This is a genomic window from Bacillus sp. 5w2, from assembly GCF_054353775.1.
Window position 1 is genome coordinate 115,295 of record NZ_JBTIWT010000005.1, and the last position, 15,064, is coordinate 130,358.

16 protein-coding genes are annotated in these 15,064 nt (G+C 36.8%); 2 read left to right on the top strand and 14 right to left on the bottom strand.

Going from position 1 to position 15,064, the window contains the following annotated elements; translation table 11 throughout:
* Positions 1-24 precede the first annotated feature (24 nt).
* Both ACXY7N_RS12405 and ACXY7N_RS12410 read right to left on the bottom strand, forming a co-directional pair.
* Positions 25-921 carry a deoxyribonuclease IV gene (locus tag ACXY7N_RS12405; protein ID WP_000912471.1) on the bottom strand — a complete coding sequence of 299 codons (897 nt, stop codon included), beginning with the start codon at positions 919-921 and terminating at the stop codon, positions 25-27.
* Between the two features lie 175 nt (positions 922-1,096).
* Complete coding sequence (locus ACXY7N_RS12410) at positions 1,097-2,407, bottom strand: DEAD/DEAH box helicase (RefSeq protein ID WP_016086256.1); 1,311 nt, start codon at positions 2,405-2,407, stop codon at positions 1,097-1,099.
* A gap of 180 nt (positions 2,408-2,587) precedes the next feature.
* Between ACXY7N_RS12410 and vrrA the strand changes: the two genes are divergently transcribed.
* A complete protein-coding gene (gene vrrA, locus ACXY7N_RS12415) occupies positions 2,588-3,349 on the top strand; it encodes a VrrA/YqfQ family protein (RefSeq protein ID WP_016086255.1) in 762 nt (253 codons plus the stop codon).
* 89 nt (positions 3,350-3,438) lie between these two features.
* A complete protein-coding gene (locus ACXY7N_RS12420) occupies positions 3,439-4,389 on the top strand; it encodes a 4-hydroxy-3-methylbut-2-enyl diphosphate reductase (protein ID WP_016086254.1) in 951 nt (316 codons plus the stop codon).
* A 38-nt stretch (positions 4,390-4,427) separates the two neighbouring features.
* On the opposite strand, the gene ACXY7N_RS12425 is transcribed toward ACXY7N_RS12420, so the two are convergent.
* From ACXY7N_RS12425 to ACXY7N_RS12480, 12 genes are all read right to left on the bottom strand, one after another.
* Entirely contained in the window at positions 4,428-5,549 is a 1,122-nt protein-coding gene (locus tag ACXY7N_RS12425) for a Nif3-like dinuclear metal center hexameric protein (protein ID WP_016135339.1), read from the bottom strand.
* Positions 5,546-6,253: a tRNA (adenine(22)-N(1))-methyltransferase gene (locus ACXY7N_RS12430; protein WP_016086252.1), complete on the bottom strand. Its 708-nt coding sequence runs from the start codon at positions 6,251-6,253 to the stop codon at positions 5,546-5,548. The genes ACXY7N_RS12425 and ACXY7N_RS12430 overlap by 4 nt, the downstream gene beginning before the upstream one ends.
* A 165-nt stretch (positions 6,254-6,418) precedes the next feature.
* The gene (cccA, locus tag ACXY7N_RS12435; RefSeq protein ID WP_000828141.1) at positions 6,419-6,775 is read right to left on the bottom strand and encodes a cytochrome c550; all 357 of its coding nucleotides are present in this window, start codon (positions 6,773-6,775) and stop codon (positions 6,419-6,421) included.
* A 385-nt stretch (positions 6,776-7,160) separates the two neighbouring features.
* Positions 7,161-8,288, bottom strand: a complete 1,128-nt coding sequence (gene rpoD / locus ACXY7N_RS12440; RefSeq protein ID WP_000764060.1) for an RNA polymerase sigma factor RpoD — start codon at positions 8,286-8,288, stop codon at positions 7,161-7,163.
* 59 nt (positions 8,289-8,347) lie between these two features.
* Entirely contained in the window at positions 8,348-10,144 is a 1,797-nt protein-coding gene (gene dnaG / locus ACXY7N_RS12445; RefSeq protein ID WP_016086251.1) for a DNA primase, read from the bottom strand.
* Positions 10,145-10,464: 320 nt separating this feature from the next.
* A complete protein-coding gene (locus ACXY7N_RS12450) occupies positions 10,465-10,620 on the bottom strand; it encodes a hypothetical protein (protein WP_170959979.1) in 156 nt (51 codons plus the stop codon).
* Positions 10,621-10,987: 367 nt separating this feature from the next.
* Positions 10,988-11,800 carry a pyruvate, water dikinase regulatory protein gene (locus ACXY7N_RS12455; protein ID WP_016086250.1) on the bottom strand — a complete coding sequence of 271 codons (813 nt, stop codon included), beginning with the start codon at positions 11,798-11,800 and terminating at the stop codon, positions 10,988-10,990.
* A 29-nt stretch (positions 11,801-11,829) separates the two neighbouring features.
* Positions 11,830-12,462 (bottom strand): transcriptional regulator CcpN, encoded by a 633-nt coding sequence (gene ccpN, locus ACXY7N_RS12460; protein WP_016086249.1) that lies wholly within the window; start codon positions 12,460-12,462, stop codon positions 11,830-11,832.
* A 107-nt stretch (positions 12,463-12,569) separates the two neighbouring features.
* Positions 12,570-13,316 (bottom strand): DNA repair protein RecO, encoded by a 747-nt coding sequence (recO, locus tag ACXY7N_RS12465; protein WP_016086248.1) that lies wholly within the window; start codon positions 13,314-13,316, stop codon positions 12,570-12,572.
* A 33-nt stretch (positions 13,317-13,349) separates the two neighbouring features.
* A complete protein-coding gene (locus ACXY7N_RS12470; RefSeq protein WP_000883924.1) occupies positions 13,350-13,493 on the bottom strand; it encodes a YqzL family protein in 144 nt (47 codons plus the stop codon).
* Positions 13,494-13,669: 176 nt separating this feature from the next.
* A complete protein-coding gene (gene era, locus ACXY7N_RS12475) occupies positions 13,670-14,575 on the bottom strand; it encodes a GTPase Era (RefSeq protein ID WP_016086247.1) in 906 nt (301 codons plus the stop codon).
* The gene (locus ACXY7N_RS12480; RefSeq protein WP_016086246.1) at positions 14,568-14,966 is read right to left on the bottom strand and encodes a cytidine deaminase; all 399 of its coding nucleotides are present in this window, start codon (positions 14,964-14,966) and stop codon (positions 14,568-14,570) included. Before ACXY7N_RS12480 ends, era begins: the two co-directional genes overlap by 8 nt.
* Positions 14,967-15,064 lie beyond the last annotated feature (98 nt).

Consider the following 15,064-nt stretch of genomic DNA (forward strand, 5'->3'; position numbering starts at 1 on the left):
AGGGGAAAACCCCCTCCTTATTGCTTATTGCGCTTTAATTTTCTCAAGAAGTCCTTCATCAAAAGTACCATTTTTCAGCATTTCGATTTCTAATTTATATGGTGGCTTCTTATCTTTTTTATCTTCACCTACATATGGCGTTTCAAGAATTTTTGGTACATGCATTAACTGCGGATGATGCACAATATGATGCAACGCTTTATAACCAATATGACCGAAACCGATGTTTTCATGACGGTCCTTTCCTGCGCCGCGTACATTTTTACTATCATTAATATGAAGTACTTGCAAACGATCAATACCAACAATTTTATCAAATTCGTTTAATACACCGTCAAAGTCATTTACAATATCATATCCGGCATCGTGCGTATGACATGTATCAAAGCATACTGATAGTTTTTCATTATATTTTACACCATCAATAATCTTTGCAATTTCTTCAAAGCTACGACCGCATTCTGTTCCTTTTCCTGCCATCGTTTCTAACGCAATATTAACCGTCTGCTCTGGCGTTAATACTTCATTAAGTCCTTTAATAATTTGTTGAATACCAGCATCCGCCCCTGCACCAACGTGCGCACCTGGGTGAAGAACGATTTGTTTCGCCACACCTAATGCCGATGTTCTTTCAATTTCCATACGAAGGAAATCTACACCTAATTGGAATGTTTCTGGCTTCGTCGTATTCCCGACATTAATAATATACGGCGCATGTACGATAATTTCCTCAATACCGTTTAATTCCATATGTTTTCTTCCTGCTTCTATATTCAATTCTTCAATTGGTTTTCTTCTTGTATTTTGTGGTGCACCTGTATAAATCATAAACGTCGTTGCACCGTATGAAACAGCCTCTTCACTTGCTGCTAATAACATATTCTTACCACTCATGGAAACATGAGATCCAATCTTTAACATACAATCACCTCTTCAATATACAATAGATATAATGATAGCATAATTTGTAGAAATATGTAGTGAATTGTTTGTTCCTAAAACACTACACAAACTTCAACTAGCTACAACGAAACTTCAATCAGAGTTTTTCCATTATCTAGCAAATAGCAGGATAAAAAAAAATAAGGGAAATCCCTTATCTTTTTTTATTGCTATATTTTCTCTTCACTTTGTCACGTTCAGTTGCAAGTTTACGTTTATAGTTTGGTTTTACTTTTTTCGGCTTTTTAATAACTTTTGTTGCCATAACGTCAAGTTCATCATTTGGTTTTTTACGGCTCTTACGACGGCGACGTTCACCTAAATCCGCCCACTCATCTCCGCGTAAATCTACATGCTTGAACTCAATATGACGTTGTTTTTCTAAACTATCTAATGCTTCTTCGTTTGCTGGATCATAAATCGTCACTGCAATACCTGAATGCCCTGCACGTGCTGTTCTTCCAACGCGGTGAACGAAGAAATCTAAATCTGATGGAAGTTCGTAGTTAATAACATGACTAATTCCTTCAATATCAATACCACGAGCTGCTAAATCGGTTGCAACAATATATTGGAATTCAAGGTCACGGATTTGTTTCATCATTTTTTTACGATCACGTGGTGATAAATCTCCGTGAATTCGTCCAACCTTTAAGCCACGTTCCATTAATCCGTCAGCAACCTGATCCGCCATCTTTTTCGTATTCGTGAAAACAACTGCTAAATACGGTTTAAATTGTAGCAACATTTTGTTCACTAAATCGATTTTGTTACGATGTTTAGAAGGTACTAAATAATGCTCAATATTTCCAGCCGCCACTTGTTTTGGATTGATATGAATATGCTCTGGATTTTCCATATATTTCTTCAGAAACGGTTTTAGTTTTTGAGGAATTGTTGCAGAGAAAACTAGCATTTGCAAGTTTTTAGGCATGCGTGCTGCAATTTTGTCTACATCATGAATGAATCCCATATCAAGCATTAAGTCTGCTTCATCGACAATAATAGTATTTGCTTTATGAACAAATAGCGCTTGCTCTTCTACTAAATCTTTAATACGTCCTGGTGTTCCAACTACAATATGAGGTTGTTTTTTCAACTTTTCAATTGAGCGTTGTTTATCAGTTCCACCAATTAAACAGCGTGCTGTAATCATTTGATCTTCCGCACAAAACTTTGTTAATTTCACGATTTCTTCGTAAATTTGTTGTGCTAACTCACGAGTAGGCGCTGTAATAACAAGTTGTACTTCTTCACGACTTGCATTAATTCTGTTCAATGTAGGAAGTAAGTATGCATGTGTTTTCCCAGAACCTGTTTGGGATTGTCCAATTACACTTACACCTTTTTTCACGACTGGGAAAATTTTCTTTTGAATTCCTGTCGGCTCTGTAAAGCGTAGTTCACGAACTGCATCTATTAAAAATGGTTTAAAATCATACTGTGTAAAAGTTTGTTGTGTCATAAGTTACACCTTCTTTCTAAATTTCTACTGCGCGCACAAATCAGTCAAGTCTACATTATATCGAAATCTACAAATAAAAGCCATCTTTAGTTTAGGTTTTTACTTCAAAAACTAACCTTCTTCTCTCTTATTGCATATTGTATGTGTATATACCTAACTGAAGAAAGGAGGATTTCTCACATGTTTCCAAAATCCCCCATGAGGCAGATGTACCCGAATCCAGGCCAGCAGCAACCTTATACACCATATCCAATTCCACAACTACCACCGATGGCACAAAAAAAGAAAGGGTTCCTTGCTAAACTCTTTAAAAAACACGATCCAACCGAACCTTTCATGCAAATGGTTCCGCCTTATCGACAAATGGAAGGGCCACCGCCAATGATGCACCAGCAACCGCCACCCGAATATCGACAACAATATCAACAGCAATATCAACAGCAACCGCAATACCAACAACAATACCCGCAGCAATACTCACAACAATATCAGCCATACATGCAGCAGCATCCGGAGCAAATGATCCCCCCTCAAATGTATGAATCAAATGAAAGTCGCGGCGGTTCATCAACTACAGCAGCATCAAGCAGCGGCATCGGCAGTTTTTTTGCGAATTTAATTTCAAATCCAACTAATATGATAAACAATATCGAAAAAGTATCCCAAGTCGTTCAATCTGTAAGCCCTGTCGTCGAACAGTATGGTCCCATTATGCGTAACCTACCAAGCATTGTTAAAATCCTCACCTCTGGAAAAAGTACGGAAGAAGATCAAACTGAAGATCAAGCTGAAGACATAACAGAAAAGGTTAAGGTAGCAACTCCGCCTCCTCCACAAAAAAAAAGAAAAAGAAAAAAAATAGTGATTGAGCCAGTCATAGAAAAAGAAATACGAGAGGAGCCTGTTCAAAAAATAGCAACAAAACCAAAACTATATGTGTAACAATCCTTTGTTTTCTATCCACTCCTCCTTTATAATGTAAAAGACTATGCACAAAAGTATCCCTTGTTTAGAAGGAGAGGATTACTCATATGAAAATTGTTAAAATTTCCCCTCGTGGTTATTGCTACGGTGTTGTGGACGCGATGGTTATTGCACGTAACGCCGCATTAGATACATCATTACCAAGACCTATTTATATTTTAGGTATGATTGTTCACAACAAACATGTAACAGATGCATTCGAAGAAGATGGCATCATTACATTAGACGGTCCAAGTCGATTAGAAATTTTGGATAAAATTGATTCTGGTACTGTTATTTTCACTGCACACGGTGTTTCTCCAGAAGTTAAACAACGCGCAAAAGAAAAAGGTTTAACAACAATCGATGCCACTTGCCCAGATGTTACAAAAACACATGACCTTATTGAAGCAAAGAAAGCTGAAGGTTACCATGTCATTTATATCGGCAAAAAAAATCATCCAGAACCAGAAGGCGCAGTTGGTATTGCACCTGATATCGTTCATCTTATTGAAAGAGCTGATGATTTAAAAACATTAGAAATTCCAACGGATAAAATTTTAGTTACAAATCAAACAACAATGAGCCAATGGGATGTTCAACATTTAATGGAGGACATTCAGAAGAAATTCCCAACAGCAGAATTCCATAAAGAAATCTGTTTAGCAACTCAAGTTCGCCAAGAAGCTGTCGCTAAACAAGCTGATGTTGCAGACTTAACAATTGTTGTTGGCGATCCGAAAAGTAACAATTCAAACCGTTTAGCACAAGTATCACAAGAAATCGCTGGCACGAAAGCATTCCGCGTTGCAGACGTAAGCGAAATCAAATTAGAATGGCTCCAAGGTGTAGAAAACGTAGCTGTTACAGCAGGTGCTTCTACTCCAACTCCAATTACAAAAGAGGTTATCGCTTTCTTAGAGCAATATGACCCAATGAATCCCGCTACATGGGAGAGAGTTCGAAAAGTACCGTTACAAAAAATATTACCTCGCGTAAAAGTGAAAAAAGAACAATAATAAAAACCGTTGCCTATACGTGCAACGGTTTTTATTTCTTATACAAATGTAAATGGATCTGTATGTAACTGCGAAGCATGAATGTGTACATTGAGTTTCTTAGCATCCACTTTTTCTTGTAATTGCTTTTGCACACCTTGCTTCATTACTTTTTCAACGTTATGTCCTGGGTCAACTATATTTAAACCGAGCATCATCGCATCATGAGCAACATGATAATACATATCACCTGTTACATATACATCCGCTCCTTTAAATTTAGCTTGATTGATGTATTTGTTACCATCGCCACCAAGTACAGCTACTTTACGCACTTTATCATCTAATTTCCCAACAACTCGTGCACCCTTTACATCTAATGATTGCTTTACATGTTCCGCAAACTGTCCAAGTGTCATTTCTTCTTGTAAATAGCCTATTTTTCCAAGCCCTAATGTTTCGCCTTTGTTATCAAGTGGGTACACATCATATGCTACTTCTTCATATGGATGCGCCGTTACTATTGCTTTAATCACTTTTCGCTGTAGTGAAGCTGGAATAATCGTTTCGATTCGCACTTCTTCTACGCGTTCTAACTGCCCAGTTTCCCCGATATAAGGATTTGTTCCCTCTTGAGGTACAAACGTACCTGTACCCTCGCTACTAAACGTACAGTGGCTATAATTGCCGATATGACCAGCACCTGCGTCTCCTAATGCTTTTCTTACTTCTTCTGCATGAGTTACTGGCACAAACACAACAATTTTTTTCATTTCTTCTGCGTATGTCGGTGCCAAAACTTCTGTATTTTGCAATCCTAACGCCTCAGCAAGTAAATCATTTACCCCGCCCTTAGCAACATCCACATTTGTATGCGCTGCATAGATTGCAATATCATTTTTCATACACTTTTCAATAATTTTCCCATACGCCTTATCTGTATGAATCGCTTTTAACGGGCTAAAAATTAAAGGGTGATGAGCAATAATAACATTCGCTCCTAGTTGAATTGCTTCATCCACAACTTCTTCCGTTACATCTAACGCAATTAATACGTGCTGCACGGGTTTATTAAGCGCTCCAATCTGCAGGCCAATCTTATCTCCTTCCATCGCCAAATGCTTCGGATACATACTTTCAAATAACGAAATAATTTCATGGCCATTTGGAATTTTACTCATGATAAAACCTCCTCTATCATTTTCATTTTCACTTCTACTTCCGCACGCTTCGCTTTTGTTTCTTCAGAATCAACCGCACGTTCTAACTGCTTTAAAATATTTTGGAAGTTTTTTAATTCCCCTTCCCATTTTTCAACGAAAGCTTCACTTTTTTCTTTTATTAAAAATGGTCCCATAAACAATTCAGCTTGTTTATTTTCAGAATAAGGCAACGTGATGTTTCCTCGCTCCCCTACTAAAATCTCGTAAATTTTCCCATCTTCTTTTACGATTTTTTCATGGATAAGCTCCCATCCATTCTCAATAAACCATTCACGAATGTGATGTGCTGCAATATTCGGCTGTAAAATTAAACGTGTTACACCTTCTAATTTTTCTTTACCACTTTCTAAAATGTCACGAATTAACGCTCCGCCCATTCCAGCAACCGTAATTACATCTACTTCTCCTGGCGCGATAACAGCTAATCCGTTCCCTTTACGCACATCTATTTTATCTTGTAAGCCACTTTCAGCTACAGTTGCTTGCGCAGAGCGAAATGGTCCATCTACAACCTCTCCTGCAACTGCTTTTGTAGCAATATTATTTATAATTGTATAACACGGTAAATACGCATGATCCGACCCAATATCAGCAACTGTAGATCCTACTGGTATTTCACGTACAACTTCTTCTAATCGTTTTGAAAGCTTTACTTCATTCATGTATTTCCATTACTCCTTCTCTTGTCAGTCTGTCTCCATGATAATGAATTTATAGTAGTTGTTGCAAGCCCATAACAACAATTCACTTCTCTATCATTCATCGTATTTTAGAAAATATAGAAAAACAAGCCCTTTGCATAAGCAAAAGGCTTGTCATACGGAACTTTATTTTTTCTTAGACAACCAATCAGCTACTTTAGCGGCTTGATCAGCTGGAACTATATTGGCAGGCATATTGCCTTTTCCTTTCGAAAGAATTTCTTTAATTTCATCTTTCGAAAGTTTCCCACCAATTTTTTGTAAATTAGGTCCTACTGCCCCTTGTAACTGATCGCCGTGGCAGCTCGTACAGCTTTGCTTTACAATATCCTCTGGCTTTGATGCTGTTTGTGCTGGCTTCCCGCCATTTTTTGCATCAGCTAACTCTTTAGATTTATTTAGCCCCTGAAATGAAAATACAAACATAACGATAATACCTAATGCTGCAATAAGAGCGAACGGAATCAGCGGATTACGTTTCATATCTCTTCTCCCCCCTCTATACCGCTAAATAGTTAGATGATTCAGTCATTTCCATTGTACTTGAAAACGCTCTATCAGAAAAGAGTAAACTACTAATCGTTAAAAATATTCCATAAATTCAGTTTATTGTTTTTTATTTTTATATCGCTTATTATTTCGATAATTATTAACGTTTTTCATCATATTTTTCACTTTTCTACATATATTTTTGTATAGAATAAACAAAATTAATCGAAAAATCGAAAAATGAGCATTTGCAAATCAAAAGACAATTCTGTAAAATAAATTACAAGAAATTGTAATCGTTGCCGATAGATAAAGTTTAACAAAAATTAACAAAACAAAAAAGTTTACTTCACAAAGGTGAAGTAAACTTAAAGGTAGCCTATTCTAAGAAATCCTTAAGACGCTTACTACGGCTTGGATGTCTTAATTTACGAAGTGCTTTTGCTTCAATTTGACGGATACGTTCTCTCGTTACGCCGAATACTTTCCCAACTTCTTCAAGCGTACGAGTTCGTCCATCATCTAAACCAAAACGAAGACGTAGAACATTTTCTTCACGATCTGTTAGTGTATCTAACACATCTTCTAATTGTTCTTTTAGCAATTCATACGCTGCATGGTCCGCAGGCGATGTTGCTTCTTGGTCTTCAATAAAATCACCTAAATGGGAGTCATCTTCTTCACCAATCGGTGTTTCAAGAGAAACTGGCTCCTGTGCAATTTTTAAGATTTCGCGTACTTTTTCCGGAGCAAGATCCATTTCCTCACCAATCTCTTCTGGAGATGGTTCACGTCCTAAATCTTGTAGTAATTGACGTTGTACACGAATTAACTTATTAATCGTTTCAACCATATGAACTGGGATACGAATTGTTCTTGCTTGGTCTGCAATCGCACGTGTAATTGCTTGGCGAATCCACCAAGTTGCATACGTACTAAATTTGAAACCTTTACGATAATCGAACTTTTCAACCGCTTTAATTAGACCCATATTCCCTTCTTGGATTAAGTCTAAGAAAAGCATACCGCGGCCCACGTAGCGCTTTGCAATACTTACTACAAGACGTAAGTTTGCTTCTGCAAGACGACGTTTCGCTTCTTCATCGCCTTCTTCAATACGCGTTGCAAGTCGAATTTCTTCTTCTGCGGATAATAAATCTACACGACCAATTTCTTTTAAATACATACGAACAGGATCGTTGATTTTAACCCCAGGTGGTACACTTAAATCATTGAGGTCGAATTCTTCTTCCGATTTTGCTATTTGGCGATTATTAGGACCTTCGTCGTTGTCATTGTCGCCAACTAAGTCAATCCCTTGTTCACCTAAATATTCATAGTATTCATCCATTTGATCGGATTCAATTTCAAATCCATTCATGCGTTCTGCAATCTCTTCATATGTAAGAACGCCACGTTTTTTTCCGAGCTCAGTGAGTTGTTCTTTCACTTGCTCAAGGGTCATTTCAGTTTCAATTTGTTTAGAACGAGCTGGTTTGTCAGCCATCTGTTCCCCTCCTTACGCGAGATACAAACATTCATTATACTAAAAATTTATCAAAAAAGCTATTTTCTCGCTTTTTGATTTTGTAAATACGCTACATAATATTTAGCAGCCTCTACAGGATCCGTTTTTTCCATCTGTTTTACCTTAAAGATGATTTCCATCTTTTCAAGTTTTTCTTGATGACGTCTAAGCGTCTCCAAATGGCCTTGTAACACTTCTTCTGTGTATTCTGGATTAATAAATTCATCCGTCGAAATATCAGTGATAATATTTTTCAACTTTTCATCAGAGAGCCAACTTAAAAATGTTCCGACTGAAGGTTCATTTCCCTTTTCATAATATGCGTATAGTTCATATAAAATCCCTTTATGTTCTTCTGTATGAAAATCTTCTATGTGGGATTCCATACGAACAGCCACTTCTGGACTTTGCAACATATGGTAAATAATTTCTCTTTCTGCCCTTTCAAAACCTGTTAACTTCGGCTTTGTTTGAACAATTTGAGACGGCTTAGAAACCTGCTTTACTTGTTTTTGCTGTACCTTTTGTTCTTTGCGATATTGGTGCAATTGATTCAAAAGTGTTTCCATTGAATACGAAAATTCTTGCGATAATGACTTCAAATATGATTCTGCCTGCATCGCATCCTGTAACAACGATAACTCTTTTAAAACACTTTTCACATATTCTTCTTTGCCAGACTCATCTTGCAAATTTTTCCCTAAACGCAAATAATTTATTTTAAAACCAACAAAACTTATACTTGATTTTACAAGATTTTCAAAAGCAGTTGTCCCATATTGTTGCACATATTCATCAGGATCAAGCTTATCTGGCAAGGATGTAACTTTCACTTGGCAACCAACTTGCAACAATAATCGTCCGGCTTTCATCGTCGCTTCTCGTCCTGCTTTATCACCATCATAGCAAAGAACAACAGTTTCAACGTTACGTCGCAGAAGTTTTGCTTGTTCTTCAGTTAAAGCTGTTCCCATTGTCGCAACAGCCTCTTCCACACCACTTTTTACCGCAGCTAGTACGTCGGCATACCCTTCAAAAAGGACCACTTGCCCACGTTTTCTAATAAACGGCCTCGCTTGGTGGAAGTTATACAACAATTTACTTTTGTGAAAAATTGGTGTTTCAGGGCTATTTAAATATTTCGGAGTGTCATCTCCTAACGCCCTTCCACTAAACGCTATCACTTTACCTTGTAACGTATAGATTGGAAACATGACCCTTCCACGGAAGCGATCATAATGACTACCATCCTTCTCGCTTCTTATGAGAAGACCAGCTTGTTCCATACTAGACAGCGATAAACCTCTTTTTTGTAAAATTTTCGTTGCTGCATCCCAAGCAGGTGACGCATAACCAATTTCAAACTTCTCAATCATCTCTTTCGTAATACCACGTTTTAACAAATACGAAAGTGCTTCATTTCCTTCTTCTGTATTTACTAATAAATGATGATAATACTTTTTCAACAGTTCATGAGCTTGTTGCATGATGACAGTGTCATCAGATATGTCTTCTTGTTGTCCTTGCCCTGATGTATACTCTGCAACCGCAATTCCATTTCTTTCACCTAGCTTTTGAACAGCCTCGGTAAAAGCCAATCCTTCCATTTTCATTAGAAAGGAAAATACATTTCCACCTTCTCCACATCCGAAGCAATGAAAAATTTGCTTATCAGATGAAACAGAGAATGAAGGAGAATTCTCACCATGAAATGGACAAAGGCCGAAATAGTTACGCCCCTGTTTTCTAAGTTGAACGTATTCACCAATCACTTCTACAATATCCGATGACGTCCGAATCTGTTCAACAACTTCTTCGGGAATTCTGTTCCCCATAAATCCATCTCCGTGTCGTATTTTGTATTCGATATAAATTAAAAAATTCCTTTATAATTCGACAATATTTTTTCTAAACTTATTAGAAAGTGTTGTCGATCACGTTATCAAACGATTTTGCAGGCCCTTTTCTGCGTAATTTCGCAGATATGTACCTACTATATAAAATTGTATCCATTTGCTCATCTGTTACAAATGTACCTCCTGGAGACAATACATATACACTTTTTCATAAGAAGACTAGCAAGCACTATATCCTATATGATCACGAGATCTGTTTCTTTTGCATGTTGATAAATCAACTTTAGCTTATCCAGCATCTACATAGATCCAATTTCCCTTGCTACTTCCTTAAACGATGAGCATACGATGTGACAAACAAAATTTCGACATGAACTTTCGTTCCAACTTGCACAATTTTCAGCCTTCACAGGATATGCCTCTGCATCAACTAATACGATATTGATGTTTTGCATATTTCTGTATTCTACATCCCTTCTGCGAATCCTTCCATAATGTGCGTTTTCTTGTATAGATTTTGTCGATTTAACGTAATTACATGTCTTTTCGTAAATCCTATCCCTAGTTTATTCTGAAAAATTAAAGTCTAAACGTAAAATATAGGTTTTTATCACAATTTTTTATTATAATATATTTTCTTCAACTACGCTACATATCCCTTTATTTTTTCATCTTCTATTTCAGGATAACGAAACCCTACCTTTAACATAATAAAAAGACAGAAGAATATAAGTATAACCACTCCGCCATAATCTATTACGAAATCAACAGGCATTGTGTTTCTCACGAGCGAAAAAAGCACATTCACCTTTGGTAAATGTGCTAAAACATTTTTTGGTTTTGCACTGCATTCACAATAATGTTGGCTGTTTCTTCAATTGCTTTATTCGATACATCAATTACTTGACAATGTATTTTACCAACTACATTCTCAAAGTGATCAATTTCTTCTTTAATACGATTAATATTGGCATATGTTGCACCGTCACTTAGTCCCAGTGATTTCAATCGCTCTTTTCGAATATGATTCAACTTATCTGGCGTAATTTTCAAACCGAAGCATTTTTCTTTAGCCACTTGATATAATTCTTCAGGCGGATCTACTTCTGGTACGAGTGGTACATTGGCAACTTTTAAACGTTTGTTATGAGCTAAATATTGAGAAAGTGGCGTTTTTGATGTGCGCGAAATCCCAATCAACACGATATCTGCTTTTAAAATACCACGTGCGTCTCTACCATCATCATACTTTACAGCAAACTCAATCGCTTCAATCTTTTTAAAGTATTCTTCATCTAATCTACGAACAACACCCGGCTCATATCTCGGCACTTGCCCTGTAATTTCTTCAATTTGATCAATTAGAGGCCCGATAATATCATATGCCTCTACGCCTTCTTTCGCAGCCTCTGTCACTAAATACTGGCGCATGTCAGGCTTTACTAACGTAAAACAGATAAGCGCTTGATTGCTCTTAGCAATCGAAATCACTTCTTTTAATGTCCCTGTATCTTCTACATACGGTACACGTCTAATATCAGGAGCAAATGGGAATTGCCCCATTGCCGCTCGAACAACCAAATCAGCCGTTTCTCCAACAGAGTCAGATACGACATATACGATTTTATTATCCATTTCATTACCTCACTTTAAACAAATTACACTTATTCGTTATTTACTAAGTTTACAAACGCACGTGTAATATTTGTTTTTGTAATTCGTCCAATCACTTCTAAACCTTGTTTCGTATCTTTTACAACTGGCATCGCATCAATCTGTCTTTCTATTAATTCCATCGCAATATCATATAAAGAATCTTCTCTACGACACATCGTAATGTTTGGCATCCTTGTCATGATAATATTAACCGGAAGAGAGGTTAAATCCTGCTTTCCTAAGCTAGCTCGTAATAAATCTTTACGAGATACAACGCCAACTAATAGAATCGCTTGATCTACAACAAATAATGTACCTACGTCCTCTAAAAACATCGTACAAATTGCATCGTATACTGAGACATTTTTATCAATTACAACTGGTCTAGATTGATAATCTTGTACTTTAATTTTCTTAACAGCTTCAGATAATAGCTGCCCCCCAGTTTTACCCGTATAAAAATAACCTACGCGTGGACGCGCTTCTAAATAACCAGCCATCGTTAAAATTGCTAAGTCTGGTCTTAGCGTTGCACGTGTTAATCCCAATTGCGCAGCAATTGACTCCCCTGTAATAGGACCGTGATCTTTTACAATCTGAATGATATGTTCTTGCCGTTTATTCAGCTCTATGATAATCACCACCTTTAATGCACAACGAAAAAAGTTATACTATCTCTTAAATATTATATACTAAATATGCTATTCGAAAAAGATAGGATGTAAAAAGGACCGTATACGGCCCAAAATTAAATTTGAAACTTATCAAGTTGTTCTAAGAAACGTCTTGATTTCAAATAAATCCCGCAATATTCATCATAATATGTATTCAATACTAAACGCATTTGTTTTTTTGTGCTATCCTTCACTGATACATTGCCAAGTCTATGTAAATCGAAGTGGTAGAAAAGACGTAATAATTTATGAACCGCTTCCCCCACTGGTATACGATACTGGTCCTGCTCAGCATGACGCGAGCACAGAAAACCGCCTTCCCGAACAGAGAAGGCGACAAAATCTGTTTCTTGATGACAAATCGCACATGTATCAAAGTACGGGCGCATCCCTAATACCGGAAGCATTTTCGTTTGATAAATTAATGACAATACTTCTGGATCAACACCCTCACACATATAATGCAACGTTTGATATAACATTTCAAATAAATATGGATTATGTTTTTTATCTTCTGTTGCTTTATCAGTTAACTCGACAATAAATGATGCATAAGCAGTTAAAAATATATCCTCGCGAATTTCTTTCATAGTTGAAATAATCTCGCCTTGTTGCAAAGTTCCAAGTCCAGATCCCATTTGAATAAGAAAATTACCATGGGTCATAAGTTGCGAAACAGATGCTAACCGACTTTTCGGTTTTTTCGCGCCTCTTGCCATTGCACTTACCTTACCCAATTCTCTTGAGAATATTGTAACAATCTTGTTCGTTTCTCCGTAATCTGTCGTACGGATAACGATGCCCTCAACTTTTTGAAACATGTTCGTCACCATCCAAGGTTTGAACAAAACGGGTCAAGAAATTGGAGAGTCTAGATGCGCTAGCTCCTCTTCATGTTGATCCATCTCATCGTTTACGTCTTTTTCCATTTCTTTCAAAAGCAAGTACGTTTCAATGCTTCCTGTTTTGGAGAAAAACTTCCAGGTAAAATCTAGCATAAGAATCCACCTTTCTCAATAAGCGTAGCCTATAAACCAATTTCCTTTGTTGTTATTAAATTGACCCATTTTGTCCATTTTCATGTGAGAAAAATTTTTCCTAATTTATCAAAACTCATAAAAACCAATAATCAGCGGATGAACAAAACATCCACTGATTACAACTTTGCTCTATTTTAGTACTCGTCTTCGCGGAAACCAAGGTCACGAAGCTGAGACATTTTATTACGCCAATCTTTTTGCACTTTTACCCATACTTCTAAAAATACTTTAGAACCAAGTAATGCTTCAATATCAAAACGAGCTCGCTTACCAACTTCTTTTAACATCTTCCCTTGTTTTCCGATAATAATTCCTTTTTGCGATGGACGTTCAACAACAATCGTTGCATTAATATAAACTGCCCCGCCTTCGCGTTTTTGAATTGCATCGATAACAACAGCCACAGAATGCGGCACTTCTTCACGTGTTAAATGTAGTACTTTCTCACGAATAAGCTCTGCAATAATAAATCTCTCTGGATGATCCGTTACTTGATTATCTGGGTAGTATTGTGGTCCTTCTGGTAAATACTTTTTAATTGTTCCAATTAAAGCGTCCACATTATTACCGTCTAATGCAGAAATCGGCACAATCTCTGCGAACTCATGTAGTTTGCGATATTGATCAATTAACTCTAATAATTGCTCCGGATGAAGTTGGTCAATTTTATTAATTACTAAAAATACTGGTTGTTTCGTTTCTTTTAATTTCTCAATAATAAATTCCTCACCACGACCAAATCCTTCAACTGCATTGACCATAAACAGAACAATATCAACTTCTTTTAATGTCGTTTGAGCCATCTTCACCATGAAGTCGCCTAGTTTATGTTTAGGTTTATGTATTCCTGGTGTATCAATGAAAATTACTTGTGAATCATTTTCTGTATATACGCCTTGAATTTTATTACGAGTTGTTTGTGGCTTGTCACTCATAATGGCAATTTTTTGCCCGATAATACGATTTAAAAATGTAGATTTTCCAACATTCGGTCTGCCAATAATAGAGACAAAACCTGATTTATAACCTTTATTATTCATGTAAATCCTCCGCTAAAAATGCTCCTGGCAACAATTCTCCGACTGTCGTCTCTTGAACGTCACCATGTAAATTTGACAGGTATACTTTCGTATCCTGTTTACATAATTCTACCATAACTTGTCGACATGCTCCACAAGGAGGTACTGGACGCTTTGTATCCGCCACAATCGCGATAGCTACAAACTCTTTATCTCCTTCAGAAACCGCCTTAAATATAGCTGTTCTTTCTGCACAGTTACATAAGCCATATGATGCATTCTCAACATTACATCCACGATATACTTTTCCATCCTGTGTTAATAATGCTGCACCGACTTGAAATTTAGAATATGGTACGTACGCTTGTTTACGCGCTTCGATTGCTTCTTGAATTAATTGTTTACTATTCATATTCCCGCATCCTTCCTGTTCACAGCTGTGAATAGATACACTCTCTTATTAAAGGCCTTTACAGCACTTCCAAAGCTTAATAAAAACTTTGGAATGCA

Coding starts and splice junctions, on each gene's coding strand:
- vrrA (WP_016086255.1), top strand. CDS start 2,588: ATGTTTCCAAAATCCCCCATGAGGCAGATGTACCCGAATCCAGGCCAG.
- dnaG (WP_016086251.1), bottom strand. CDS start 10,144: ATGGGGAACAGAATTCCCGAAGAAGTTGTTGAACAGATTCGGACGTCA.
- ACXY7N_RS12455 (WP_016086250.1), bottom strand. CDS start 11,800: ATGGATAATAAAATCGTATATGTCGTATCTGACTCTGTTGGAGAAACG.
- era (WP_016086247.1), bottom strand. CDS start 14,575: ATGAATAATAAAGGTTATAAATCAGGTTTTGTCTCTATTATTGGCAGA.
- ACXY7N_RS12405 (WP_000912471.1), bottom strand. CDS start 921: ATGTTAAAGATTGGATCTCATGTTTCCATGAGTGGTAAGAATATGTTA.
- ACXY7N_RS12425 (WP_016135339.1), bottom strand. CDS start 5,549: ATGAGTAAAATTCCAAATGGCCATGAAATTATTTCGTTATTTGAAAGT.
- ACXY7N_RS12410 (WP_016086256.1), bottom strand. CDS start 2,407: ATGACACAACAAACTTTTACACAGTATGATTTTAAACCATTTTTAATA.
- ACXY7N_RS12480 (WP_016086246.1), bottom strand. CDS start 14,966: ATGAATAGTAAACAATTAATTCAAGAAGCAATCGAAGCGCGTAAACAA.
- ACXY7N_RS12450 (WP_170959979.1), bottom strand. CDS start 10,620: ATGCAAAACATCAATATCGTATTAGTTGATGCAGAGGCATATCCTGTG.
- ACXY7N_RS12430 (WP_016086252.1), bottom strand. CDS start 6,253: ATGAATGAAGTAAAGCTTTCAAAACGATTAGAAGAAGTTGTACGTGAA.
- rpoD (WP_000764060.1), bottom strand. CDS start 8,288: ATGGCTGACAAACCAGCTCGTTCTAAACAAATTGAAACTGAAATGACC.
- recO (WP_016086248.1), bottom strand. CDS start 13,316: ATGTTTCAAAAAGTTGAGGGCATCGTTATCCGTACGACAGATTACGGA.
- cccA (WP_000828141.1), bottom strand. CDS start 6,775: ATGAAACGTAATCCGCTGATTCCGTTCGCTCTTATTGCAGCATTAGGT.
- ACXY7N_RS12470 (WP_000883924.1), bottom strand. CDS start 13,493: ATGCTAGATTTTACCTGGAAGTTTTTCTCCAAAACAGGAAGCATTGAA.
- ACXY7N_RS12420 (WP_016086254.1), top strand. CDS start 3,439: ATGAAAATTGTTAAAATTTCCCCTCGTGGTTATTGCTACGGTGTTGTG.